The 25652-nt window shown below is 44.8% G+C and carries 26 protein-coding genes; 6 read left to right on the forward strand and 20 right to left on the reverse strand.

Annotated elements, in window-relative coordinates:
* The first annotated feature begins 7 nt into the window (after positions 1 to 7).
* Positions 8 to 1000: a 3-oxoacyl-[acyl-carrier-protein] synthase III C-terminal domain-containing protein gene (locus tag ACX9NY_RS14070; protein WP_339240968.1), complete on the forward strand. Its 993-nt coding sequence runs from the start codon at positions 8 to 10 to the stop codon at positions 998 to 1000.
* A 303-nt stretch (positions 1001 to 1303) separates the two neighbouring features.
* Positions 1304 to 2365, forward strand: a complete 1062-nt coding sequence (locus tag ACX9NY_RS14075; RefSeq protein ID WP_472478960.1) for a hypothetical protein — start codon at positions 1304 to 1306, stop codon at positions 2363 to 2365.
* A gap of 139 nt (positions 2366 to 2504) precedes the next feature.
* Here ACX9NY_RS14075 and ACX9NY_RS14080 read toward each other — a convergent pair whose 3' ends face one another.
* From ACX9NY_RS14080 to ACX9NY_RS14115, 8 genes are all read right to left on the reverse strand, one after another.
* Positions 2505 to 2813: a hypothetical protein gene (locus tag ACX9NY_RS14080; protein ID WP_339240964.1), complete on the reverse strand. Its 309-nt coding sequence runs from the start codon at positions 2811 to 2813 to the stop codon at positions 2505 to 2507.
* Between the two features lie 194 nt (positions 2814 to 3007).
* Positions 3008 to 3577: a manganese catalase family protein gene (locus ACX9NY_RS14085; protein ID WP_472478962.1), complete on the reverse strand. Its 570-nt coding sequence runs from the start codon at positions 3575 to 3577 to the stop codon at positions 3008 to 3010.
* A 94-nt stretch (positions 3578 to 3671) separates the two neighbouring features.
* Entirely contained in the window at positions 3672 to 3947 is a 276-nt protein-coding gene (locus ACX9NY_RS14090) for a spore coat protein CotJB (protein ID WP_091014607.1), read from the reverse strand.
* Entirely contained in the window at positions 3937 to 4176 is a 240-nt protein-coding gene (locus tag ACX9NY_RS14095) for a spore coat associated protein CotJA (RefSeq protein WP_091014608.1), read from the reverse strand. Before ACX9NY_RS14095 ends, ACX9NY_RS14090 begins: the two co-directional genes overlap by 11 nt.
* A 167-nt stretch (positions 4177 to 4343) precedes the next feature.
* Positions 4344 to 5699 (reverse strand): hemolysin family protein, encoded by a 1356-nt coding sequence (locus tag ACX9NY_RS14100; RefSeq protein WP_339240960.1) that lies wholly within the window; start codon positions 5697 to 5699, stop codon positions 4344 to 4346.
* Positions 5700 to 5745: 46 nt separating this feature from the next.
* Positions 5746 to 6882 (reverse strand): radical SAM/CxCxxxxC motif protein YfkAB, encoded by a 1137-nt coding sequence (yfkAB, locus tag ACX9NY_RS14105; protein WP_091014610.1) that lies wholly within the window; start codon positions 6880 to 6882, stop codon positions 5746 to 5748.
* Positions 6883 to 7101: 219 nt separating this feature from the next.
* Entirely contained in the window at positions 7102 to 8223 is a 1122-nt protein-coding gene (locus tag ACX9NY_RS14110; RefSeq protein ID WP_339240959.1) for an HD-GYP domain-containing protein, read from the reverse strand.
* Positions 8224 to 8295: 72 nt separating this feature from the next.
* The gene (locus ACX9NY_RS14115; RefSeq protein WP_339240958.1) at positions 8296 to 9726 is read right to left on the reverse strand and encodes a bifunctional metallophosphatase/5'-nucleotidase; all 1431 of its coding nucleotides are present in this window, start codon (positions 9724 to 9726) and stop codon (positions 8296 to 8298) included.
* Positions 9727 to 9846: 120 nt separating this feature from the next.
* On the opposite strand from ACX9NY_RS14115, the gene ACX9NY_RS14120 reads away from it, so the two are divergent.
* Positions 9847 to 10590 carry a molybdenum cofactor biosynthesis protein gene (locus tag ACX9NY_RS14120; RefSeq protein WP_339240957.1) on the forward strand — a complete coding sequence of 248 codons (744 nt, stop codon included), beginning with the start codon at positions 9847 to 9849 and terminating at the stop codon, positions 10588 to 10590.
* 125 nt (positions 10591 to 10715) lie between these two features.
* Positions 10716 to 11765 carry an HD-GYP domain-containing protein gene (locus ACX9NY_RS14125; protein WP_339240956.1) on the forward strand — a complete coding sequence of 350 codons (1050 nt, stop codon included), beginning with the start codon at positions 10716 to 10718 and terminating at the stop codon, positions 11763 to 11765.
* 136 nt (positions 11766 to 11901) lie between these two features.
* On the opposite strand, the gene ACX9NY_RS14130 is transcribed toward ACX9NY_RS14125, so the two are convergent.
* The 9 genes from ACX9NY_RS14130 to ACX9NY_RS14170 all read right to left on the reverse strand — a co-directional run bounded on the left by ACX9NY_RS14130 (position 11902) and on the right by ACX9NY_RS14170 (position 19935).
* Entirely contained in the window at positions 11902 to 12042 is a 141-nt protein-coding gene (locus tag ACX9NY_RS14130) for a hypothetical protein (protein ID WP_017689533.1), read from the reverse strand.
* 166 nt (positions 12043 to 12208) lie between these two features.
* A complete protein-coding gene (locus ACX9NY_RS14135; RefSeq protein WP_472478967.1) occupies positions 12209 to 12919 on the reverse strand; it encodes a M23 family metallopeptidase in 711 nt (236 codons plus the stop codon).
* Positions 12920 to 13234: 315 nt separating this feature from the next.
* Entirely contained in the window at positions 13235 to 14632 is a 1398-nt protein-coding gene (gene sufB, locus ACX9NY_RS14140) for a Fe-S cluster assembly protein SufB (RefSeq protein WP_339240954.1), read from the reverse strand.
* 20 nt (positions 14633 to 14652) lie between these two features.
* Positions 14653 to 15084 carry a Fe-S cluster assembly sulfur transfer protein SufU gene (gene sufU, locus ACX9NY_RS14145; RefSeq protein WP_017689537.1) on the reverse strand — a complete coding sequence of 144 codons (432 nt, stop codon included), beginning with the start codon at positions 15082 to 15084 and terminating at the stop codon, positions 14653 to 14655.
* Positions 15074 to 16294, reverse strand: a complete 1221-nt coding sequence (locus ACX9NY_RS14150; protein ID WP_472478970.1) for a cysteine desulfurase — start codon at positions 16292 to 16294, stop codon at positions 15074 to 15076. Before ACX9NY_RS14150 ends, sufU begins: the two co-directional genes overlap by 11 nt.
* On the reverse strand, positions 16291 to 17595 hold the full coding sequence (gene sufD / locus ACX9NY_RS14155; protein WP_339260096.1) for a Fe-S cluster assembly protein SufD: 1305 nt from the start codon (positions 17593 to 17595) through the stop codon (positions 16291 to 16293). The genes ACX9NY_RS14150 and sufD overlap by 4 nt, the downstream gene beginning before the upstream one ends.
* 25 nt (positions 17596 to 17620) lie before the next feature.
* Positions 17621 to 18403, reverse strand: coding sequence for a Fe-S cluster assembly ATPase SufC (sufC, locus tag ACX9NY_RS14160; protein WP_062833524.1), 783 nt, complete (start codon positions 18401 to 18403; stop codon positions 17621 to 17623).
* Between the two features lie 370 nt (positions 18404 to 18773).
* The gene (locus ACX9NY_RS14165) at positions 18774 to 19349 is read right to left on the reverse strand and encodes a DUF1802 family protein (protein WP_339240951.1); all 576 of its coding nucleotides are present in this window, start codon (positions 19347 to 19349) and stop codon (positions 18774 to 18776) included.
* Between the two features lie 124 nt (positions 19350 to 19473).
* On the reverse strand, positions 19474 to 19935 hold the full coding sequence (locus ACX9NY_RS14170; RefSeq protein WP_095359041.1) for a Dps family protein: 462 nt from the start codon (positions 19933 to 19935) through the stop codon (positions 19474 to 19476).
* A 298-nt stretch (positions 19936 to 20233) separates the two neighbouring features.
* Between ACX9NY_RS14170 and mtnK the strand changes: the two genes are divergently transcribed.
* Together mtnK and mtnA are read left to right on the forward strand one after the other, a co-directional pair.
* Positions 20234 to 21451 (forward strand): S-methyl-5-thioribose kinase, encoded by a 1218-nt coding sequence (gene mtnK / locus ACX9NY_RS14175; protein WP_472478973.1) that lies wholly within the window; start codon positions 20234 to 20236, stop codon positions 21449 to 21451.
* Positions 21452 to 21474: 23 nt separating this feature from the next.
* Positions 21475 to 22548, forward strand: a complete 1074-nt coding sequence (gene mtnA / locus ACX9NY_RS14180; RefSeq protein WP_339240946.1) for an S-methyl-5-thioribose-1-phosphate isomerase — start codon at positions 21475 to 21477, stop codon at positions 22546 to 22548.
* A 118-nt stretch (positions 22549 to 22666) separates the two neighbouring features.
* Here the strand turns inward: mtnA and ACX9NY_RS14185 are convergent, their stop codons facing one another.
* From ACX9NY_RS14185 to ACX9NY_RS14195, 3 genes are all read right to left on the reverse strand, one after another.
* The gene (locus ACX9NY_RS14185) at positions 22667 to 22969 is read right to left on the reverse strand and encodes a YunC family protein (protein WP_017689545.1); all 303 of its coding nucleotides are present in this window, start codon (positions 22967 to 22969) and stop codon (positions 22667 to 22669) included.
* Positions 22970 to 23286: 317 nt separating this feature from the next.
* Positions 23287 to 23547, reverse strand: a complete 261-nt coding sequence (locus tag ACX9NY_RS14190; protein ID WP_339260091.1) for a hypothetical protein — start codon at positions 23545 to 23547, stop codon at positions 23287 to 23289.
* Positions 23548 to 23693: 146 nt separating this feature from the next.
* The gene (locus tag ACX9NY_RS14195) at positions 23694 to 25640 is read right to left on the reverse strand and encodes a CBM96 family carbohydrate-binding protein (protein WP_472478976.1); all 1947 of its coding nucleotides are present in this window, start codon (positions 25638 to 25640) and stop codon (positions 23694 to 23696) included.
* Positions 25641 to 25652: the final 12 nt, after the last annotated feature.

The following is a 25652-nucleotide window of genomic DNA, read 5'->3' on the forward strand; positions in this document are numbered from 1 at the left end:
AATGAAGATGGCCGGAATTCGTATTGTAGATATCGATATCTATCACCCAACAACCAAGGTGCACAATGATTTTTATATTGAACATTTTGATGCAAGAGGTGTAGATATTCGTGGATTGTTAAAGGCACTTGGTCGTGATACACGTTATAAAATTGACAACGATGACGAAAATTCGCTAAGCATGGCCTTCGAGGCAGCCAGTAATCTACTGGAAAAAACCGGACTCACCGGTGCAGATATTGATCTGATTGCTTATGCAAGCCAAACGCCAGAATACATCTTTCCTACGAATTCCCTGATGATTCATCGCCTGATTAACGGAGCTTCTCACACGATCTGTATCGACAGTAACGCGAACTGTGCAGGCATGACTGCTGCTTTCGAACAGGTTAGCCGGCAGATGCTGGGCAATCCTCGGATTCGCCGGGCTTTAATCATTGGCTCGGATTACGTAGCTCCTCACGCCAGTCCCGATGATCCCGTGTACTTTGCCAATTTCGGTGATGCAGCAGCGGCGGTAATTATAGAGCGGGATGAACATGCTGTCGGTTTCATTGATTCCATCTATCAGACGGATACCTGTGTGTATGGCAATTCTCTTTTTCCTGCAGAGGGCTTGGCGAAGCTGGGCAAAACAGGTGTAGATGCGGGTGCCTTTCATGTGAAATTTATCCCTTTTGATGATTCCATCTGTGTGGATGCCGCTTCAGAGTCCATTCGTACCTTGCTGGCACGCAACGAGATTGGACCTGACGAGATCAGAGCCGCCTGCTTCTCTCAGCTATCCATTAGCAACATTCGCGCTGTATCCGAGAACGTTGGCATCGGTGATGATATTGCTGTCTATATCGGAGATGAGTTCGGATATACATCAACCAGCAGTCCGTTCATTGCATTGCATCGAGCGGTTACAACCGGGCAGATTCAGCGTGGTGACAAAGTGTTGTTCTGGACCGTTGGAGCCGGGTGGCAAAATGTTGCCATGGTGGTTGAATACTAGGTATACACTTCAAAATTTAATAAAACCATCTCTGGTACCACTACTAGAGATGGTTTTTTTGTTTCTCCATTTTCTTACCTATAACGTTCATTTGAGATTTATTACCTTTTACTGTGAAAATAGTCACTTACATATTATTACATAAAAACTATCATATAGAAGTAATTAAAATCCATAAAAGGAGATGTTTATGTTCAAGCACGATCTATATCTACCATTATCCTGAGTTGCTGCATTAAACGTAGTCAAAATTCATTGGTAATTATTCTACACACATTCCATTTGAGAGAGGGAGTTTTGAGTTTGAAGATAAGAAAATCGCTAACTTCATTATTATCCTTAGCTTTGTTATTAACTCCATTCAATCTTGTATTCGCAGATGGTAATATGGACACGATCACCATGAACAACGAGCTTAAAAAAAGGATCGAAGTCAACATCGATTCATCAATCACAGGAAATGAGCGAGAAGTGATTGCTGACGTGATGGCCCGGCTCGACGAAGAAGATCGAGAAAATGTCATCTATGTCGCAGAAGACGGTGCCATTTACTCTAACAAGATGGAACTCAAAGAAACGACAGAAGTATATGATCTGGTTGAGAACAATGTCTATCAAAGTGCATCCGGAAAAGAACTTGTTGGTCCCGGAGTGTCCACGAATGATTTTTCAGCATCTGCTATTAAAGATGATACCCAAATTTCGCCCGCTGCCGAAGTACCTAATCCAAGCGGAGGTTCCGGTCCTTATCGAAGAGTTTTCTCAAATAATGGATACAACTGGTTAAGTACTTATGTTACCATCCCAGGTGCCCCATACGTAAAAGGAAATGTTTCAACGGATGTTCCTTATGTATATCTGGGAGGTTGGGGATCTAACGGAAATGGGATCGATGCAGGTTTACAATACAGCACAGCCTTTGATAATTGGTCCCCCACGACGCTAGCAAATGGAGCGATGGTTCCCAGTACTACTCGCTATCGTTCAAATCAAGACATTTATATGAAATTTTATGTGACCAATCCCAATGAATGTACGTTGGCAGTATCAGGAATCACAACGACTGGCGAACAATTGACAACAACGATTGTAAGAAGCGGGGTAAGTGGCTGGGATAAAAGCGGTATAGGGATGAGAGTAAAACGAATGACCACCATTGGTCAAAAACCTGAGAACATGAACACAGGTTCATCGATTAAAAATGTGCGCTGGCATGATATAACTGTAGGCTACTATTCTGGTAGCAATCTGATATATAACAGTTGGGGCAGTGGACAAACCGGAGGATATCACTCTGTGCCATCCGATAAAGTAAGTGTCAATTATGTAAGCCCTGGTGAAGAAACCGTCAGCATACAACTGTAGTATCTATTAAACTGAAAAAGATGCTCTAAATGAAAGTAGCAGTTCCAAGATTATTCAATCTTGAGAACTGCTACTTTTAATTTTTTACAAAAGCGTTGTTATAGGAATCTTAAAACGAAGTTTAATCTACCATTTCTGATTATCTGTAAACGGTCCCTTCGAATCTTGCAGCAACAATTCCATCCACCGTATGATAACTAACCAACACCAAGGTGCCTACATAACCGTCTGGCGTTTTATAGTCCGTAAGATATTTTGGTACTCCAAAACCTACAGGATAATAATGCACTACAGAAAAAGTTTTACTTTCAAGCATAGGAGATACTACGTCTGATACACTTGTACTGGTAATCGGTTGAACATTTGCCGCAGACACGCCTCCACTTGAAATGGAAGTGGTCAAAATAAAGGAACATGCAGTCAACATAAGAACTTTACTAAGTCTCAAAATGATCATCTCCTTAATAGAATTTTCAACTTCAATTTCATTGTATAATATGCGAGTGTATTTTACAACAATATTTGTAAATTATATAATTATATGTAATTTAATTTTAAAAATTATTTATTTAATTTTATTATCTTTTCATACAAAAAAGCAGCCCTACTGGACTGCCAGACTTCTGCCTCGATATTAAATATTCAGAAAATTTTCTTTGTGTCCCGATCCTCTTTCAAAATCTCCACGGCTTCCCGGAACCTTAACGAATGCACGATTTCCCGTTCCCGAAGAAACTTCAGACTATCCTGCAGATCCACGTCATCGGTCAGATCGATTAACCATTGATATGTAGCCCGGGCTTTCTCTTCTGCTGCAATATCCTCATACAAATCCGCGATCGGATCTCCCTTCGAAGCAATGTATGCTGCAGTAAAAGGTACACCTGAGGAATTCGTGTAAAATAAAGCAGAATCACGCTGAGCATAATTAGGTGCAAGTCCCGCTTCTTCCAGTTGCTCCACTGACGCGTCCTTTGTTAACTTGTAAATCATGGTGGCAATCATCTCAAGGTGAGCAAATTCCTCTGTGCCTATGTCGTTCAGCAGCCCGATTATTTTGTCCGGAATGGTATACCGCTGGTTCAAGTACCGCAGAGCTGCTGCCAGCTCACCGTCCGCTCCTCCATATTGTTCAGCCAGCAATTTTGCCATATGAGGATCACATTTGCTAACCCGAACAGGATACTGCAATTTTTTCTCATACACCCACATGCAGAGCCCTCCTTTTTGAATAAAATCGAAATTGCTGGCATGTTCCCCGAGTCCCCGGCTTTACAACTTTGCACGGAAACCCGAGGGGATTATTTCACACCTGCCATGGCCACGGTGTCTGAGACCACTCCCAAGGATATTTGGAGAATGCATGACCAAAGTTCATCAGCGGTCCATACAATTGTTGAAATTCATGTGCAACTCTCATGCGCTCCTGACTGAATTTGTTGTACTGTTCAATACTCTGAAAATCACCCGGATGGGTGTCCAGATACAGATTCAGCTCAACTAATACAAAGTCCAGTGCCTGGAGCTCCTCTAACAGCTCGTAGTACCTTGCATCACAGGCTTTGGGTACTTCAGGCTCCATCCGACTCCACCTTCCTCCCTTTCGATCTCGCTGGTGTATAAGGGCTGTATAATGCAGGCCACAACGTTCCGATTCTTAAGGCTTCTGCCGGGCTGTACTGAGGCCAGCCCATAGGTTGAAATGGAATGAATAATTGCGGAGGAACCAGATACGTTCGAATCTTTACGGGTGGACAAGGATCAAACGGTCCCACAAATGGGACATAGGCTCGAAGCTGTGGATCTTTCACAGAATAACTCTCCTTTCTGCATGTTTATATGCACTCAACGTACCTTTAAAACAATTGCTTCCGTCTCTATATCCATATGTTTCAGGTCGGCAAGTTAATCCCCTTTTAACTGACACATCAAAAAAACCTCTGAAAGTCCACCATAAGGCGTTCCTTCAGAGGTCAATTTAGTGTGTTGACTGATCTTCTTCCGTATTCATGTCTTGTGGGACAGATTGCTTATACACTCGAACCCGGGTGATTCGTAAGCGAGTGGCTTCTTCCACTTCAAAAACGTACCCATTAAGCTCCTGCATTTTCCCCTTGGCCGGACTGCCTCCAAGCTCTTTAAACAGCCATCCACCAATCGTATCTACTTCCTCATCCTCAATGATGGCCCCAGTCCACTTATGAACTTCTTCAATAAGCGATCGACCATCAATGGAGAATGAATCGCCGGTGCGTTCCATATGCGGACGCTCATCCTCAAACTCGTCATACAAGTCTCCAACGATCTCTTCCAGAATCTCTTCCGCGGTCAGCAATCCAGCTGTGCCCCCATACTCATCCACGACCAGGGTCATCTGAGAATGTTTCTTCTGCATCATCCGCAATACCTGGCTAATCTCCATGGATTCGGGAACGTTCAAGATGGGACGGACAAGCGAAGCCAGATCACGTTGCTGCTCCGGGTCAGCCAGCAGCAGGTCTGTGATATGGATAAACCCTATAATCTCATCCTTGTCTTCTACTGCCACAGGATACCGGGAATGTTTGGTTGCATTAATAATCTCCAGATTTTCCTCCAAAGACATGTGGGTATACAAACAATCCATATCCGTACGAGGCAGCATGACTTCACGTGCCAGCATATCGGAGAAGTCAAAGATGTTATCCATCAGTTTGATCTCATCCTTATCAATGACCCCACTTTTGGCACTCTGCTTCATCAGTATACGAAGCTCATCTTCTGAGTGAGCTTCTCCTTCACTGGCAGGTTCGATACCTGCCAGACGCAGCAATGCATTGGCCGATACATTCAGTACCCAGATGAACGGAAAGAAAATTTTGTAGAACAACAGCAAAGGTGCAGATAAGAACAATGCCACACCGTCTGTTTTTTGAATCGCAAGTGATTTAGGGGCGAGCTCACCCAGAACAATATGCAGAAATGTAATGATACAAAAACCAATAATGACCGACACGGTCGAAATAAGTCCTGCATCTCCTACACCAAGTTTAAACATGAGTGGCTCAACGAGCAATTCCGAAATGGCCGGTTCTCCCAGCCACCCAAGTCCGAGCGATGTCAGCGTAATCCCGAACTGAGTTGCCGATAGATAGGAATCCAGTTTACTATTCACCTTCAATGCGTAACCAGCCATACGGTTTCCTTCACTCTGTAATTGAGTTAAGCGTGTCTGCCTTACTTTCACAAGCGAAAATTCTGCTGCAACAAATACGCCATTCAAAAATACGAGCAAAAAGACACAGACCAGATTAAATACTAGCTGCCCAAGATGAAACTCGGTATGAATATCCAAGTTGAAACTCCCCTTTTCTATCTATTTCAGGAATACACCTGGAATATCAACGTGTGATGGCCTTTCTGGATTTGAAATCCACACCTTTGTAATACATATCCGCTACGAGCAGGTTTGGCCCGCAACAGGATGCGATATCACAATGGCAGTTAACCGTCTGATTGAGCGGATGTTCCGCTGACCACTCATGGAACACCTCATCCAGCTTACGATCACGAATGTTGCCAAACGCCGGGATATCCGCAAAATCCGTCACATACACATTGCCTGTAAACATGTTGACGTTCACACGGTTGCGTCCGTCCGGATCGTTACGTACCGTCACATTTGGCTCGCTGTACAGTCGGTTAATCAATTCCCGATCCTGCTCAGCTGCACTGCATGCGAAGAATGGCAATGTCCCGAAGAGCATCCACATATCCTTGTCACGCACATCAAGCAAACGATGAATCGCCGCTCTCATATGATCCAGTGATAACACGGGCAGCGACGAAGCAAAGTTCGAGTTATACATCGGATGCACTTCATGGCGAACACAGCCCATCTCACGAATCAATTGATGAATACCATCCAGCTTGTCATGCGTACGGAAGTTGATCATTGACTCCGCAGAGATAAACATGCCTGCTTCACTCAGTTTGCGGGAATTCTCAATCATTTTCTCATACATCTTCACCGCTACTTCACGTTTTACAGGTCTGCCACTATTTGCAAATCCGACTTGATGGAAATCGTCAGCATTCAGGTAGTTGAATGAGATATGCATAACGTCCAGATACGGTAAAAGCTGCTCATACCGGCTGATATCCAATGTCAAATTCGAATTAATCTGGGAACGAATTCCACGTTCCTTGGCATATTTGAGCAGTGGGATGATCATTTCATCCACTGTTTTCTGGCTAAAGCTTGGCTCGCCACCCGTCAGACTAATCGTCTGCAGATGCTCCACTTCATCCAATCGTTTCAGCATCAGAGGAAGTGGTAGAGCCGGTGCTTCGCGCATCGTAAGCATATCTCCCACGGCACAATGCTCACACCTCATATTGCACAGATGTGTCACAGTCATTTCTACACTGGTCAGCACATGGCGTCCATATGTACGCAGAGAGCCGATCGGATCCCACGGATCATTGGTCGGCGATAAAGGCATCGGTTGTACCGATCCTGAGTTTAGCATGGTCATTGTTCTTCACCTTATTCCTTTTATTAACCTAAAAAGTTTTATTTACATCATACCTTGTGTTTCTCTTTTGGAGTTATCTTTTATCATAGCACAATTTTGAATGCTCCGGCATACGTAGACCCTGTCCATTACATGACAAAAAACGCTCAGGCAACTCTGAACCGAATCACGAAACGGCCCCGATATTACGACATGAGCGCTAATCATCTTTCTAGTTGTTCAGCTTTGCACCTGTTCACTTTGGGCCGCAGATGGTATATCCTCCACACCCTCTACACCTGTGATCATCACAGACAGAGCTGTCAGCAGGTTAATTTCGTAAGGCGAAGATAAAGTCTGGCCGTCCGCATCTTTTAGAACACGGATCAGCGGACGTTGGGGAACACGTGAATGAATGGATGCAACTACCCCAACCTCTCCCGTACTGAGCTTAACTGAAAGACCTACTGGGTATATGGCTACACAATCCCTGAACTTCTCCAGCATCCGTTGTTCGTACAGGGTCCCTGAACCAGTGTACAGAACCTCGACAGCCTGATGCGGCAATAAGGCTTGCTTGTACACCCGATTCGTCGTCATGGCATCATAGGAATCAGCAAGCGCAATCCACTTGGCATATTCGTGAATTTCTTTGTCTTTCAACCCAAATGGATATCCGCTACCATCAATTCGTTCATGGTGCTGCAATGCACAATGCGCAGATAGAAGCGGTATGCCTGGTTCATCTTTGAGAATACGGTGTCCATATGTAGTGTGCTGCTGAATGATTTTAAATTCCTCGTCACTCAATCTGGAGGGTTTGTGCAGGATCTCAGGTGCAATCTGTGTCTTGCCGATATCATGCAACAAGGCGCCCAGACCAATCTCCATTAATTGCTGGCGTGTGTAACCCGAAGCGACACCAAGAACCAATGTGTACACACATACATTCAGAGAATGGTTATACAGGTCAAAATCACTGGAATTCATGTCCATCAGCATAATCATGGCTTCCTTCTGACTGCCGATGTCTTCCAGAATGGCATTCATCACACCACTAAGCGCTTTACCGAAATGAGGAATCTGATTTTTGGTTTTTAGTCCTGACATACTCTGAAATTGCTGCTTGATCTCTACCAATGCCTTCCTCTTGGTCTCTTCCTGCAACATATCAGGAACGATGATATCCTCAGTCGCAGCATCTTTGATATACACATAACCAACCCCGAGATCTTTGAGCCGCCCAATCAATCGACTGGTTAGCTCTACATCCTCACTAAGTAATACCAGGCCTTCTTCACTATAAATTCGTTTCCCCAGCTTCATGCCAGGCTGCAATAGGTTTATATGTACTAAACGCACAGCCTATCCTCTCCCGCTCCGTAGATGTAATTACCACTAGCCGCCGCTTCAGCAGAAGGCAAGTCCTTTAATTTAGCTTTGATGCCAGCGGGCTCGCAGGCTGTCGTCCAGAGCCCCTGGTCGTTTAATTTCCGTTTCCAGCAGATCGCGTATGAATTCGGGAAGATGATAGAGCGTACGGGTTCCATGAGCCAGAGGAGGATACCCGACATTGAACGTAAACATGTCCAGTGTTCCAACGATATACTCACACTGTTCGTCCATAGGCTCCCCATTAATGGATATGGTCTGGATCTTCTCATAGGCAGGCGCATGCGGATTGTATTGAACTTCCATTCCATCCATACATAACGTACCTAGAATTTGACCACGAAAACCAAAGCCGACAATAGGCTTACCTGAAAATTCGTCCAGCAAGGACTGTTCAAGTGCTTCACGAATATGACTTCCACTCAAGCATATTGTACAAGCATTTATAGGAGATGGACATAGGGAATGCAACATTCCTTTTGTAATATTACCTTGTGGAAGATCTCCGAGAAGCTGACCTGCATTCACCAACGATAGCTGTGCCCCCGTGAAATGACGAACAGCTTGTGCAAGCAATGTTGCTAGCGGCGATTCCCGGTCATACGCGATGGGCAGTACCCGGTCTGTTATCACTGCCGTCTGATTAAGTGCCCTTTCGGCTTCCGCACGATCCGTAGCGATTGCCAGCGCGACCTGATCATCCAGTAATATACTCTTGGCAGCCATACAACCGCTACTTACCAGTTGAAGAGGTTCTCCCCCGCTTGTTCGTTCCAGAACCACTTTCCCAAGCCATTGTCCAAATTTCCCAGCTGCGCCCAGCACGGTCTGGCCTATGACTAATGGTTCTTCTAGAACATGATGGGTATGTCCACCGAGAATAACATCAATTCCAGTGATCTGCTCCGCCAGTCTCCGATCTGTGGAAAGTCCCAGATGTGAAAGAATAACCACCACATCCACTTCATCACGTAACGATTCTACTTGAGCACTTAGTGACTCCAGAGGGTCCAGAACATCCCACCCAAGAAGTTCGTAAAACGTGGTGAAAGGCGCAGTTGCCCCCAGCAGACCAATGCGAAATGGACCTTTCTCCACAATCAGAGAAGGCTTCATCCAGACTGGCGGAAGGCCAGTGTCTTGCTCCACAACATTACCGCATACCACAGGACACAGAAGGCCAGCGTAGGACTGCGCGAGCTGATCTGGCGTAAACGTGAGTCCTTCGTTGTTACCGATTGTAATGGCATCGTAGCCCGTCAGGTTAATAACATCAACATTAGCCGTACCCAGTGTTCCCTCTGTTTCAACGGCCATCCGGTCCATATGATCACCGATATCCAATACAAGAAGGTTGCCACCTTGGTCCCGTTCCTCATTGATCATAGCGGCGATGGTGCTCATGGAGCCAAAGTGGCTATGAATGTCATTGGTGTGTAGAATCGTTAACGTTTGCTTCTCCCTGGTGCTCATCACACCGCCTCCCCTGCTCTTGAATAAACGTTCATTCTTCTAATGGATAAGCATAACATTTTCCACGTCGTTATGATATATTTAAAGGGTTTAAAGACCAAAAAGAGGTGGACCATATCCATGAAATTGACAATTCAACTATTTGCAGGCATTGCTGAACGCTTAAATACATCCCTTCTGGAGTTTGAATATATTGAAGGCATTCCAACCGCTGCCGAGATAAAAGAAAAACTGAGTCTGGCTTACCCTGAGGCAGCTTCTCAGATAAGGTCATCCTTTTTGGCCGTTAACCAACAGTACGCTCCTGCCGATACTATAATTAGATCAGAAGACGAACTTGCCTTAATACCTCCAGTCTCGGGAGGCGATGGTACGGATATATCCAATGAGCATCAATCTACTTTTCCTGAGCATCGGACGGAAGATGGCTTATTCCTGATTACAGAGTCCACCTTGTCTGTAGAAGCAACAACGGCGCTAGTGATTACCCCGAATCACGGGGCAGCTCTTACTTTTGTAGGTACGACTCGTGAAATGACTGGTGAACAGCGCACCGTCCATCTGGAGTATGAGGCCTATGTGCCAATGGCCCTTTCTCAGATGGCGGCTATTGGTGTGGAAATCTCCGATCGATGGCCTGGTGTGTTGTGTGCAATCAGTCACCGCATTGGCAAAGTGGATGTGGCAGAGATTAGTGTAGTCATTGCCGTATCCTCACCTCATCGCAACGATTGCTATGATGCAAGCCGCTACGCCATAGAGAGACTCAAACAGACCGTTCCGATCTGGAAAAAGGAAATCTGGGAAGATGGATCAGAATGGAAGGGTCATCAATTAGGACCATGGAACCCCATGGAGAACTAAACAATGAGCCTTTACACCTTTTTAGACAGAGTGGGTTAATAGTAAATAAGTCGTTGTCAACCCATTTTTTTCTTGTTATTATAATGATATATGTCGATATTAGTCGAGGAAAAGGTGGTTTATACGTGAGAGTGCATGTTACTGATCTCAAACCTGGCGACCTGTTAAAAAATGATGTATACAACAGTTCGGGTCTCCACATCCTGATGAAAGGTTCCACCCTCAGTGAAGATGACCTGTCCAAGCTGCTGCAACATGGAATCGATTACGCAGATGTAGAACATACAACATCCGACCTACACTCTGATGCACAAACCTTACCTTCCGATCAAACCCGTCTGTTAACTAATCTGTTTAACGATACGATCAAAGGTACTGAGTCTCTATTTCAACAAGCGATGGAGAAGGGTTTTATTGATGAGACACAAGTCGATGAGATTTTGATTACCCTAACGGGACAGTTGGAAAAACAGAAAGATGTTGTCTCCTTGTTGCTTATGCTGGACGGGGATAGCGATTATACGTATAACCATTCATTGCAAGTCGGAATGCTCGCTTTTTATATCGCCGGCTGGATGGGTTATAACCCCGAGGAATGTCTAACGGTAGCCAAAGCAGGATATCTTCATGATATTGGCAAGTCCAAGATTCCTTCTGAAATGTTACATAAACCTGGTAAATTGACCACGGAAGAATTTGACGAAATGAAGAAACACACATTCTATGGGTACGATATCATTAAAGAATCCACGCAGGATGAAATTCTGGCAACGGTTGCTCTTCAGCATCATGAGCGCGAGGATGGAAGTGGTTATCCCCATGGACTGCGAGGGGACGAGATCCACCCATATTCCCGTATAACGGCTGTAGCGGACGTTTACAGCGCCATGACGACCAATCGGGTGTATCAAACCAAACAGGAACTCATCTCTGTTCTGTGTGAACTGTACAGTCTCAGTTTCGGTCAGTTAAATGGTGAAGCCACGCAGGAACTGATCAAGCACATGTTGCCTAATTTTATCGGTAAACGGGTTCTGCTCTCCACGGGTCAGACGGGACTAATTGTGATGAATAATCCTGCAGATTACTTCCGCCCACTCGTTCAGACCTCTACGGCCTTTATTGATTTAGCGAAAGAAAGAGATATTGCTATCGTTGAGATCTATGTACAGTAACTGTTCATTGTACAAACATGCATACGGAGAACCAAAAAGTAGCTTAGATAGGCATAGCAAACTTAATAAGTTGATTATGACCAAAGGGAAGCCTTAATCGGCTTCCCTTTGTGTATTTCTATTCGATCATATTGGATTACACGCAGAATGCTTTTGTGATGATAACCAACAGAATGAACAGTACCAGGATTGCACCCGTGTTAGTGAACATATTGTATCCACCAACGCCACCTACTCCGCCTACGTTGCCTCCACAGCCATATCCTACTTCGCTCATGTGATTGCCTCCTCTTCATCAGGTATACCCTAACATATGACGTTTATCGACCTAATGAACCGGGCGAAGTGGCAACATTCCACAATTGGTTGTCTGCCTGGTTCTGCCCCGAGGATTCGAACTATTCATAAAAATAAATCCTGTTGTTCCGAATGATCTATATATTCTAATCCGAATGAATCTGGATGCCTTTTTCCTTACGGTGCATGATAACAAGTAATCTCCAAAATTCATAACTGCCTTTGTCGTTCATAATGAACGGACGATAATAATCATAAGCTTGTTGCGCCCATGTGGGACAATCCATATTGGAAAGTTGCTTTTGTTGCTGAATCCATTCCCCTTGAATCTCCAGCGTCTTCTGCATGTCTTCAAATATTCTCTTCTGCTCAGCGGTCATCGGCGGAGCCTCCTGTTCCTGAGTCGCAGTTCCGTATTCGGCCGCCAGATATGCAGCGGGTTCCGTCACACCATCTTCACTGGCTGTATACCCGTAAGAAGGTGCACTTGTTTTACGAATCTCATAATGTACATGCGGACCAGTACTCTGACCCGTGCTTCCCTGATTACCGATCAGCTGGCCTCGCTTTACCAACTGTCCAACTGTTACGGCAATGCGAGAAAGGTGACCATAACAATGCAAGTAGCCTCGATGATCTTGAAGGGCAACTGTAAGCCCATAACCGCCGAATCCGGAGCCTGTAACTCCTTCGGAAGCAAAACGTACCCTGCCTTCCATAAAGGCATAGACAGGGCCATTCCACGGCTCTGTTACGAGATCAATTCCGCGGTGAAATGTTTGTCCACCATGAATGGGATGAATGCGATAGCCGAATGAACTTGTAATCCGATATCCCTCGAAAGGGTTAACGCTCATACACTCACATCCTTTTCTATCATTACATGCTTAAATCTATGAAATGGCTTGTGCTATTGGTCTTATTTTATTACAAAAAAGCGCCGCTCAGACTAGGGTTAAGTATAGCAGTATGCTTTTTTAGTCAAATTCTTTTCCCTTATACTTCGTTCTATACTAGAATCTGATCATTAATATGTACAATAAACGAACAACACAGTATAAAAAAAAGACCGAGGAATTCACCTCGATCTTTTTTAGTATTACATGATTTAAGTTAGGTCGGATTCAGGACGTGAACGTCCCGATCTGCTGAATAATCCTTTTTGAAAAGAATTAACCAATAGAGCCTTCCATTTCGAATTTGATCAATCTATTCATCTCAACAGCATATTCCATTGGCAATTCCTTCGTGAATGGCTCAATGAAGCCCATGATGATCATTTGTGTAGCTTCTGCATCCGTCAGACCGCGGCTCATCAGGTAGAAGAGCTGATCCTCGGACACTTTGGATACCGTAGCTTCATGCTCCAGCATGATGTTATCATTCATGATTTCATTGTAAGGAATTGTATCTGATGTGGACTCATTATCGAGAATGAGTGTATCACACTTGATGTTGGATTTCGCGCCCTCAGCTTGACGTCCAAAGGAAGCCAAACCACGGTACGTTACTTTACCACCATGTTTACTGATGGACTTGGATACGATCGTAGAAGTTGTATCCGGAGCCAAGTGGATCATTTTCGCACCTGCATCCTGATGCTGGTTTTTACCAGCTACAGCGATGGAGAGTACGGAACCTTTAGCTCCACGACCTTTCAGTACAACCGCTGGATATTTCATCGTCAGTTTGGAACCGATGTTACCATCGACCCATTCCATCGTTGCATTTTCTTCTGCAACCGCACGTTTCGTAACGAGGTTGTAGATGTTTGGTGCCCAGTTTTGAATCGTTGTGTAACGAACACGAGCATTTTTCTTACAGATGATCTCAACGACCGCACTGTGCAGTGAGTTTGTGCTGTAGATCGGAGCTGTACAGCCCTCTACATAGTGAACAAAGCTGTCTTCGTCCGCAATGATAAGTGTACGCTCGAATTGCCCCATATTCTCGGAGTTGATCCGGAAGTAGGCTTGCAGAGGCACTTCACATTTAACGCCTTTAGGCACGTAGATGAAGCTTCCTCCAGACCATACCGCACTGTTCAATGCAGCAAATTTGTTATCTGCTGGCGGAATAACTGTTGCAAAATATTCACGCAGGATTTCCGGATGCTCTCTGAGAGCCGTATCCGTATCCATGAAGATTACCCCTTGGTCTTCCAATTCCTTTTGCATGTTGTGATATACAACCTCAGATTCATACTGAGCCGATACCCCTGCAAGGAATTTTTGCTCTGCTTCAGGGATACCCAATTTATCAAAGGTTTCCTTGATTTCAGAAGGGACCTCTTCCCATGTTTTCCCTTGTTTTTCAGAAGCACGAACGTAGTACTGAATATCGTTGAAATCCAATCCGTCGAGATCTCCGCCCCATTTCGGCATCGGCATCTTTTCGAATTGCTTCAAGGATTTCAGACGGAATTCCAACATCCATTCCGGTTCGTTCTTAATCCGGGAAATCTCGGTAACTACTTCTGCAGTCAGACCTTTACCGGTTTGAAAGATGGATTTGTGCTCGTCGCGGAAACCATATTTATACTCTTCCATTTCTGGTGCTTTTTTAGCCATCTTGCTCTACCTCCCTATCGTTATTGTACTTTGTTCTCTTCGTCAATCCCTTTGCGTAATGCATTCCAGGCCAGAGTGGCACATTTGATGCGTGCAGGGAACTTGTTCACACCGGATAGGGCTTCGAGATCTTCATAATCGTCGAAATCGACTTCTTCACCTTTCATCAGTGAGGAAAAACGGTTAGCGATATCGAGTGCCTGTTCCATCGTTTTGCCTTTGACGGCCTCCGTCATCATTGATGCAGAGGACATGCTGATGGAGCAGCCTTCACCCGTATATTTGGCTTCCTGAACGATTCCGTCTTTCAGCAAAATTTGCAGTGAAATCCGGTCGCCGCACGTTGGATTGTTCAAATTCACCGTGACAGCGTCATTATCAAATGTTCCGCGGTTACGCGGGTTTTTGTAGTGGTCCATTATAACACGTCTGTACAGATCATCAAGTTGCATCGCCAAAGTACTCCTTTGTCTGGATTAAGGCGCTGACAAGCCGATCTACATCTTGTTCGTTATTGTATAGATAGAAGCTGGCACGAGCTGTTGAGCTAACTTCAAGCCAGCGCATTAGCGGTTGACAGCAATGGTGTCCGGCACGAATGGCTACGCCACTCGCATCCAGTACGGTTGCCACATCATGCGGATGAACATCCCCCAGATTAAAGGTAACAACACCCACATGCCGCTTCGCTGGGCCATAGATGGTTAACCCATCGATCTCGGCCAGACGTTCTGTTGCATAAGCTGCCAACACACTCTCATGATGTGCAATCTCATCCATACCAATCTGTTCCAGGAAATCAATGGCAGCTCCCAATCCTACCGCACCTGCGATAATCGGGGTTCCACCTTCGAACTTCCAGGGAAGCTCTTTCCAGTTGGAATCGTATAGACCCACATCATCGATCATTTCACCGCCGAACTCAATAGGCTCCATGGACTCCAGCAGCGCCTTTTTGCCGTAGAGTGCACCGATTCCGGTTGGTCCGCACATTTTATGACCGGATAATGCATAGAAATCACAGTCCAGATCCTGCACGTCCACCTTCATATGAGGTGTGCTTTGTGCGCCATCAACAACGATGACAGCACCATTGCGGTGTGCAATTTCAGCAATTTGTTTCACAGGATGAATCAGACCCATAACATTGGATACATAAGCGATTGCTACAATTTTAGTATTGTTCGTAATCGTCTTCTCGACATCTGCCAGTTCAATATGACCGTCAGGCTGAAGCGGGATGTATTTCAATGTTGCACCTGTCTCCTTGGCAACCTGCTGCCAAGGAATCAGATTACTATGGTGCTCCATTTGCGTGATAACAATTTCATCGCCTTCTTTGCAATTGGCGCGGGCGTATGATGAAGCCACCAGATTCAGGGCTGTCGTTGTCCCGCGGGTAAAGATAATCTCCTGCGTACTACGTGCATTGATAAACTTGGCTACCTTCTCACGTGCGCCTTCGTAAGCGTCCGTTGCACGGCTTCCAAGGGTATGAACACCACGATGCACGTTGGAGTTCTCATACTCATAATAATGTTTGACCGCTTCAATCACAGCACGAGGCTTTTGTGAAGTTGCAGCACTATCTAAATATACGAGCGGGTGTCCGTTGATTTCCTGGTGGAGGATCGGGAACTGCTCGCGAATGGACGGGTTCATTGTCCCAGCTTCTTCTCAATCAGGGACTGCAATTGGGTACGCAGTGCTTCCAGAGGAATATCCGCCACCACCGGAGCCAGGAAGCCATAGATGATCAGGCGTTCGGCATCCGTACGGTTAATTCCGCGCGACATCAAGTAATGAATCTGCTCGGCATTGACTTGACCAACAGAAGCCGCGTGACCTGCTGTTACATCATCCTCATCAATCAGAAGGATTGGGTTAGCGTCTCCACGTGCTTTAGGGCTCAGCATCAATACTTTCTCTGTCTGCTGTCCATCAGCTTTGGTAGCGCCTTTCTCAATCTTCGTGATGCCGTTGATGATTGCAGAAGCTTCTTCACGCATAACTGCACGTGTAATCATCTGACTTGGCGTATTCTTGCCGAAGTGACGAGCTTCTGTGGTGTAGTTAATTTTCTGGGAACCGGAACCTACAGCGATAACTTTGGAGTCGGAACTTGATCCATTGCCTTTAAGCACAGTCATCGTGTTACTTGCTGTATCGCCATTGTTCATTTCACCAACGATCCACTCGATCGAAGCATCATTCTCCAAGACTGCACGACGGAATGAAACATCAGTTACATTCACACTCAGTTGATGAACCGATGCATAGCGTACTTTAGCACCAGATTTTGCGAATACTTCCACAACACCATTATGGAATACAGGTGCGGACAGTTCGCCGGATACATAGTTATCCACATAAGTTACTGAGCTGTTTGCTTCTGCAACCACGAGTACGTGAGGTGCAAACGTTGCAGATGCATCATCCGTAAGCAGCACTGCTTGCAGTGGTACTTCAATTTCAACATTCTTCGGAACATACAGGAACACCCCGCCGTTCCAAAGTGCCGCATGAAGTGCAGCAAGGGAATGCTCATCTGCTTTCACTGCTGTGTTCAGATATGGTTTTACCAAATCACTGTGTTCGCGAACCGCAGTAGCCAGATCCGTGAAGATAACTCCTTTTGCCGCCAGTTCAGCAGACACTTTAGAATATACCGCACCGGAATTGCGCTGGATAACCAGACTGCCTTCAGCTTGATCCTGAACCAGATCTTTGATAGAAGCAGGTACTTCTGTCAAAGAAGAAATAGCTTCACTTGCTTTATATGTTCCGTACTCGCTGACATTCCAGCGTTCGATTTTTTGTTTTTCCAGTTTAGGAAGCGCAAGCCCACTCGCAAGCTTCAAAGCTTCGAGTCGCTGTTCGGTCAACCAGCCGGGTTCATTGTTGCTTTCCGACAAGGCGCGAAGCGCTTCAGATTCAACCGGAAGAATTGTTTGTGTAGTCATTAATTAATCCTCCTCCGTTTTGTCTTTACGCTTCTTGACCTACAGTTTCGTCTGTAATTCCCAGCTCTTCCTTAACCCAGTCATATCCTTCAGCTTCCAGACGGTGTGCCAGTTCAGGTCCGCCGGATTTCACGATACGACCTTGCATCATAACGTGTACATAGTCAGGAGTAATGTAGTTAAGCAGGCGTTGATAGTGAGTGATGATCAAGAAACCACGATCTTCGCTCTTCATTGCATTTACGCCGTTTGCCACGATTTTCAGAGCATCGATGTCCAGACCGGAGTCAATTTCATCAAGTACTACGATTTTCGGATCAAGCAGCATCATCTGCAGAATCTCGTTACGTTTTTTCTCACCACCGGAGAAACCTTCATTCAGGTAACGGTGAGCGAACTCAGGGTTCATGTCGAGTTCTTTCATTTTACCTTCCATTTGACGAATGAACTTGATCAGGGAGATCTCGTTACCTTCGCCACGACGTGCGTTAATTGCACTACGCAAGAAGTCGGAGTTAGTAACACCAGCAATCTCACTTGGATATTGCATAGCCAGGAAGAGACCTGCACGTGCACGCTCATCTACTGCCATATCCAATACATCTTCACCATCAAGTGTAATTGTACCGTCAGTTACTTCATATTTCGGATGGCCCATCAATGCAGAAGCCAAAGTTGATTTACCTGTTCCGTTCGGACCCATGATTGCGTGGATTTCTCCACCTTTCATTTCCAGGTTGATGCCTTTCAGGATTTCCTTACCTTCGATCGTCGCTTTCAGACCTTCAATGACGAAATTCGTAGCCATGTGTATTGTTTCCCTCCATTGATTAAATTGATGTTTGCTGTCGAAAACGAAAAAGCGCCTATTATATCTGAACAGGGCTTCCCCTGAATTTCTCTTGTACTCGAATCTTCAAAGCAAGAACACTTTAGAATAATTCTAAACTGATTCTCAATGATAATCAAGCTATTTCCTAAGAGTGTATATTCCTTGAAGGAAACATTATTCTTTCTGATTCTATAATAAATACCAGATTGAATCAAATGAGAAAACATCTTCTGCCGAGATGGACAGTGAGAAAAATCACAGAAAATCAAGCTTTCATCATATCTGCTGCACACTAATCCAAAAAAGGACTTATCCATATTATGGACAAGCCCCTTCATTAATAATATTACAATTTGAGCATCTCGTTAATCTTCTGTACCTGTTCGTCAAAATCCGCAACGTCCACCACTGGCGTCATTTCGCGCGGCACCGGACCATTCGGAATAGAAATCCATGAGCGACAGCCATTATATTCAGGCAATACGGGGATTTCCATCGGTTCTTTCAAAAGGTACACACGTAAAATCAATACATGGAGCGGATCTTTCCGTTTCCATTTCAAACGGTCTTCGGCAAAATCCGCTGTCCACATATGAAAGTCAAGAAGTCGATCCAGCATCTCCTGATCTCGTATCTCCAGATCCTGCGTTACTTCGGCATAAGCAGTAATGCGGATTGTCGAAGCTTCGGGCACCCATTCGGCCAATGATTCTTCAACAAAGGATTGATCCGAGGACTTAATCAGTTCTTTACGCTGATGTTCATAAGTCGGATACAGGTAAAACGCCGGACTTTTCAGCTCAAAATGTCGGGTTTCCTCTACAATCCCACCTTTGCGCATCACCATAATTTGGCGACCCGTTTCCAGTGCTTTGATTGCTGAGGCCCATTCTTTTAAAGCCGGTATCGTTGGTTCTAACATAAGCTGTTCCTCCCCCATCGTTCTTGTCAGCAGTATAGACGCTCAGGGCGTTTCTGACAACATGATCGGGGATCAGAAAGCTTACGAAAGAATCATACTTGTATTAGATTAAATCTTGCTTGTATTAACCCAGGAAAGAGCGAAGCATCCACATGTGTTTCTCAAGGTCAGCCTTGAAGCCTGTCAGCATATCGGATGTCGGTTGATCTTCGGCTGCTTCTGCAACTTCAATACCTTCCTGATATTCGTTCGAAAGTGTAGCAAAGTCCTCGATCAGGTTTTGCACCATTGTCTTCGCGTCTTCGCCACCAGCTGCCTCCTGGATAGAGGAAAGCTCCAGATACTCTTTCATTGTAGCCGCCGGGCTACCTTTGAGCGTAAGAATACGCTCCGCAATTTCATCCATTTGCACGGTAACTTCGTTGTAGAACTCTTCGAATTTCACATGCAATGTGAAGAAGTTAGGTCCTTTAACGTACCAGTGATAGTTATGAATTTTGACATACAATACGTTCAGGTTGGCTACCTGACGATTAAGTACTTGTTCCACCGATTTCGCTTGATCTGTTTTGTTTTTTGTAGCCATATTAATCCCATCCTTTTATTTAAAATTAGCCTGTCATGCCGTGATAAGCAGGTTGTCCCGCAATGCATAACAGAGAGTTAATAATGTGTCACCGCTTGGTAGCGGAGAGGCTCATGATCAGCGTTTCTCACAACTGTCCGGCCTATTTGTTTTTACCCTTGAACAGGAAGTTCGAATCAGAATTAACTTGGGTTATCTCAAAAAAAAGTTCAAAAACCGCGCTATTTCCGATATACTGACATATACCAAGCAAAGAAGTGGGTTTTCCTGTTTCTTCATATATATGGAGGTGGCACCTTTGTCCCAATATCGCCCTTTAACCCCCCAGGATGCAATTGAACTGGCCAAAACATTACCGGGTCCATTTGCGGCAGATGCAAATCTGGATTGTCACGAGATCGGCGACGGCAATCTGAATTTGGTATTCCACATCACGGATCAGAACTCCGATAAAAGTATCATTATCAAACAGGCGCTTCCTTATGCGAAAGTGGTTGGAGAATCATGGCCACTCTCTCTTGTACGTGCCCGAATTGAACGTGAGATTCTTCAAGAAGAGTACCGTCTGTGTCCAGGGATGGTACCGGAAGTGTATCATTACGATGATGACCTCGCATTAACCGTTATGGAAGATCTGAGTGATCATGTGATCATGCGCAAGGGTCTGATTGAAGGTGTTTCCTATCCTCTTTTTGCACAGCATATTGGGGAATTCATGGCGAGAACGCTGTTCTTCACATCCGACTTGGGTATGGATCAGCAATTGAAGAAGGAACAACAGGGCAGATTCATTAACCCGGACCAATGCAAAATAACGGAAGATCTGATCTTTGATGAACCCTACCGGATCGCTGAAAAAAATAATTATGATGCTTCCATTGAAGATGAAGCTGACGCCCTTCGCACGGATGGGGAGCTCCACCTTGAAGTGGCCCTGCTGCGGGAAAAATTCCTGACACATGGACAGGCATTGCTTCATGGAGATCTGCATACAGGCAGTATTTTTGTTACACCTGAATCGACCAAAGTCATCGATCCCGAATTTGCATTTTACGGCCCCATGGGATTCGATGTCGGTGCAGTCCTTGCAAACCTGCTCTTAAATTACGCATCCCTGCCAGGATGGATTCAGGATGAGACTGCTTTACGTGAGCGTGAAACGCTTTTGCTGAATATGGTTCGTGATGTATGGACTGAATTCGAATCCCGTTTCCGTGCCCTCTGGGCTAACGACCTGGTGGATCCGATGGCAAAAACGCCTGGGTACCAGGAGCTGTATGTGCAGCAATTGTTCAGAGATTCGATCGGCTTCGCAGGTGCCAAAATGGTTCGTCGTATCGTGGGACTCGCTCACGTGGCGGATATAGATACCATTCCGAATGCAACTGAACGTGAACGTGCTCAGCGTAAATCATTGGCCATTGGTAAAGCGTTAATCAAAAACAATCGCCGTTTGAATACCATCGGTGAAGTACTGGATATTGTATCTACAGCGGTTACTACGACTAAGGCTTAACACAAGGAACGGAGGAACCACCCATGACAACCCCTGAATATCAGCCTCTGTCCTCTCTGATCTGGAAAAAGGACAAACTTGAAATGCTTGACCAGCGTCTATTGCCCGAAACCATTCTTATGCTGAAACTCTATACACCCGAGGAAGTATGGGAATCGATCCACTCCATGAAAGTACGCGGTGCTCCAGCGATAGGTATTGCTGCTGCATTTGGTGTTGTATTAGGTGCCAAATCATACGATGGAACAACCATTCAAGGCTGGCTGGATCATGTAAAATCCATCTGTGCTCATCTGGCGACTTCCCGTCCAACAGCAGTGAACCTGTTCTGGGCGCTGGATCGCATGATGCAAAGAGCAAATGTGGTCGTTGAATCCGGCTTGAGCCTGGAAGAGGGCAATGATGCCCTTGAAGTTGAAGCTCTGTTGATCCAGAAGGAAGATGAAGAAGTATGCCGCATGATCGGCGAGAATGCCCTACCTTTGTTCGAGGATGGTATGGGTGTGCTCACTCACTGTAATGCAGGCGGACTGGCTACAGCGAAATACGGTACGGCAACCGCTCCAATGTATCTCGCACAGGAACGCGGTATCCATTTGAAAGTATTTGCAGACGAGACTCGTCCTGTACTTCAGGGTGCACGACTGACTGCATTTGAGCTTCAGCAAGCCGGTATTGACGTTACGTTGCTCTGTGATAATATGGCAGGCATGGTGATGTCCAAAGGTTGGATTCAAGCCGTTATCGTCGGAACAGACCGGGTTGCAGCGAACGGTGACGTAGCTAACAAAATCGGAACCTACAGTGTGGCCGTTCTTGCCAAGGCTCACAACATTCCGTTCTATGTAGCCAGCCCATTGTCGACGATCGACTTGTCTACTCCATCCGGAGATCTTATTCCGATTGAGGAACGAGCAGCGGAAGAAGTCACTGAAGGATTTGGCAAACGTACCGCACCGCAAGGTGTTAAAGTATTCAATCCAGCATTTGACGTAACGCCTAACGAATATGTAACAGCTATCATCACGGAAAAAGGCGTTGTTCGCGCACCTTTCAAGGAAAATTTGGCTGCTTTGTTCGCAAAGGAAGAAGCTTAACTTAATAAGAGTATTCAAGAAGAGAGTGTCGTGTATAGCGTTGGTGCCTACGATGTGCCAGGCCAATATTACGATGCTAAAGAAGGGCTTCCCTTATGGGTAGCCCTTTTGTTAGTGATTAAATCATTTTCAACAAAGCCTCTACACCCGTCATGCCAACCGTAATGCCCATGGCCTCGGCCTCTGTTGTCACCGACTCCATAGGTGCATGCAATAACTGCTCCAGTGTACGCACACCAACCGCCCGAGCCGCAATAATTTTGCGATCCCCGAGCTTCTCATTAAGTAATCCCACATCGAGTGCTCCACACATGATATATCCTTTGGATGTATTAATCGTCAACAACGTTGTTTTGGGCAGCTTGACTTCTACCCCAACCAATACATGCTCTCCAACTACAATGGGCTCCATCGTCACCATAATTTCCCGATCCACCTCCTCTTCCACAGGTCACGATAATTGTATGCCTCATTCGGGATTGTCGTGTGGACACCTGCCGTGTTTGAGAAAATGTAGGTACTTATCTTTCGAATATTTTGTTGGTAATTCTTCTCGCAGACTTAGATGTAAAAGTATGTTTTCTTTAAAATATAAAAAAAGCCACCTCGGAAATGAGGCAGCTCTCATAATAATCATTTTTAAGTGTCTAAAAGTTTATCTCGGAGTGTTTGATAACATCTAATCAGCTTCTCGAGTTAAGAAGACGAGTTAATTTAACTGGTCAAAGTGGACCTACCTTAAAACGTATGCTCATCATTCTTTAATTTCCTTATCTCCGTTAACTCTCTTCTAATTCCCAGTACACGTCTATGAAGTACACTGCGGTCTACTGATTCAGCTACCGAATTTTTGAACTTAATATCCAATGCATTTAATTGCTCCTGAGCTAGTTTCTTTTTATGTATTGGCTCTACTTGAAGATTATCAGTTCCAGACTTGATCGTCCTCAATCTCTTCTGCTTCATAATTTGTTCAAATACACTGTCCTCTTGACGCATGGTCTTCATTCCTTAATATGTGATAAACACATTGTATCATAACGAGAAGAGGACTGTTACATAATAAAGTACAGATGCTTAGAGTTGGACATGATCCTAAACGCAAAAAAAAAGAGGGCCAATGCCCTCTTTGATAGTTAACTCATTTATAAAATGTAAAAATACGCTTGATTCCCTGGACTCTTCACAATCACTGTGGTCACTAAATCACTGGCATCCCGTTTACGGATACTTGTGATCGAACCTAACTCCTCATTCGCAATAACTCTAGGTAGGACATAAGCGGCCAGATCAGGCTTGGAAATTGTCATTTCAGTAGCCATATCCACAATCTGTCTCACATCTACCGTAGACTGCATATCCTTCCACTCTCGCACCTGAAGATAACCATCCAAGTATTCTCTTTCTTTGATACTAATGTGGCCATCCATTACATCCATATACTTGACCTCAATGCTCGAAAGTACATCAGGTCTGGAGATATATAATTGCCCAGGCTGTTCTTCCAAATAAGGAATCTCAAGACTCGCTGCCCTCTCATCATGATCTAATGCTCTGACTTGAAGAACACTATTCAGATCAGGTTTATTAACCTTAATCTCCGAAATGACAGTCGAATCACCGTCGTACATGACCGTTAGCAAAGCCCCCAACGTTGAAGTTGCTTTTGTATAATTGGAGACATCCAATGAAGCATGTAGATCAGGTATGGATACAATTAAACTCGTATCCCGTCCATCATCGAACAACTGTGATATCGTTAACGTGCTGACCAGAGACATTTGTCTATCTACTGTAATAACTGAAGGTAAGTCAGGATGAGAAACTGCGATTTCTACAATTTTTGCGTCGTCCAGACCTGTTCTAACCGCAAGATTACCGTCTGTATCCTTAGTTGTTCGTATAGCAGTAATGAATTGCGAATGAAGCTCGGGTTTAGAAACAGCAATCCATGTTTCCTTCTCTTCTGTTCTACTTTCAACAATAGAAATGTTCGAATCCAGTTCTGCATCTATACGTTTAGCTATAGTCAGGTCTGCATCCAGTTCCGGACGGCTGACCGCGATGACTTGAGGTATATCATGATGCATGTGATCCTCATAGCGGTGGATGTACAACTGAGATTTGAGCCAATCCAGCCCAATATCACTGTTTACAACTAACGATGAAGCTATATCTTTGCGACCTGCACCATAAATAAAAATTTCACTTCTGATTTCGGTTCGACCGATGGAATAGATCTGAGAAGTGATATATTTAATTTGCAAAACAGGTGGTTTGGAAGACTCGCGAGTGTTGAAATATATCGGCGTGTTACCTCTAGACTGAATAATCATTCCAACATTCGAAAGCATGCCTTCTCTCCACATGTGAAGTAAAGCCATCATATCAAACTCAACATAACGTTCAGTCGTATTAATAACATAACTGGACGATAAGAGCTGAATGGAATGAGGTCTGTTTGCATACGTAATTCCGTACTCCCGCCACAATGTATCCGGCTGATGCAGCTCAATATGTGCTCCAGGTGCCAGGGTTCCTGTATAATACAACCTCAATTTAGCTTTTTCCAAATATAACAGATCAGGTATTCTGGTATCCAAATCACCGAAGTGTATGAATGATTCGAATTGTTCCATCTCGTCGCTGCCGATCATCATGCGCTGTGTATCACCAAAGTTGATTGTCTGCAGGTGAGTTTGACTTCGTGTGGTTGCATCAGCAACAGGCTTTAGGTCAACAGTCACACGAGGTGCTTCCAATAATTCGTATTTGCCGTGCGCACGGTTATGTGGCCGAACGTATAGCATGCCTTCAAGATCAACTTTGGATGCCGCTTGAATGGTTGCGTTCAGATCTCCTTGCGACTTGTACATCACATATAGTGAATTGGTTAATTCCTGTGAACGTCTGACACGTACGGATACAGTAGAGACAACCTCGCTTACTTTTCTTGTAGCAGCTATTAGGGTCGAAGACAGTTCTTCATCGACTTGATTGTATAGGATATACTTTGCTGCAAAACGATTTTCCGGACTTTTAATATGTATAACACTATCTAATAGAGTCTCCTCGTTATTAATTCCACTCACTTCCTGTCTCAT

This window comes from Paenibacillus sp. CB74 (assembly GCF_055687625.1).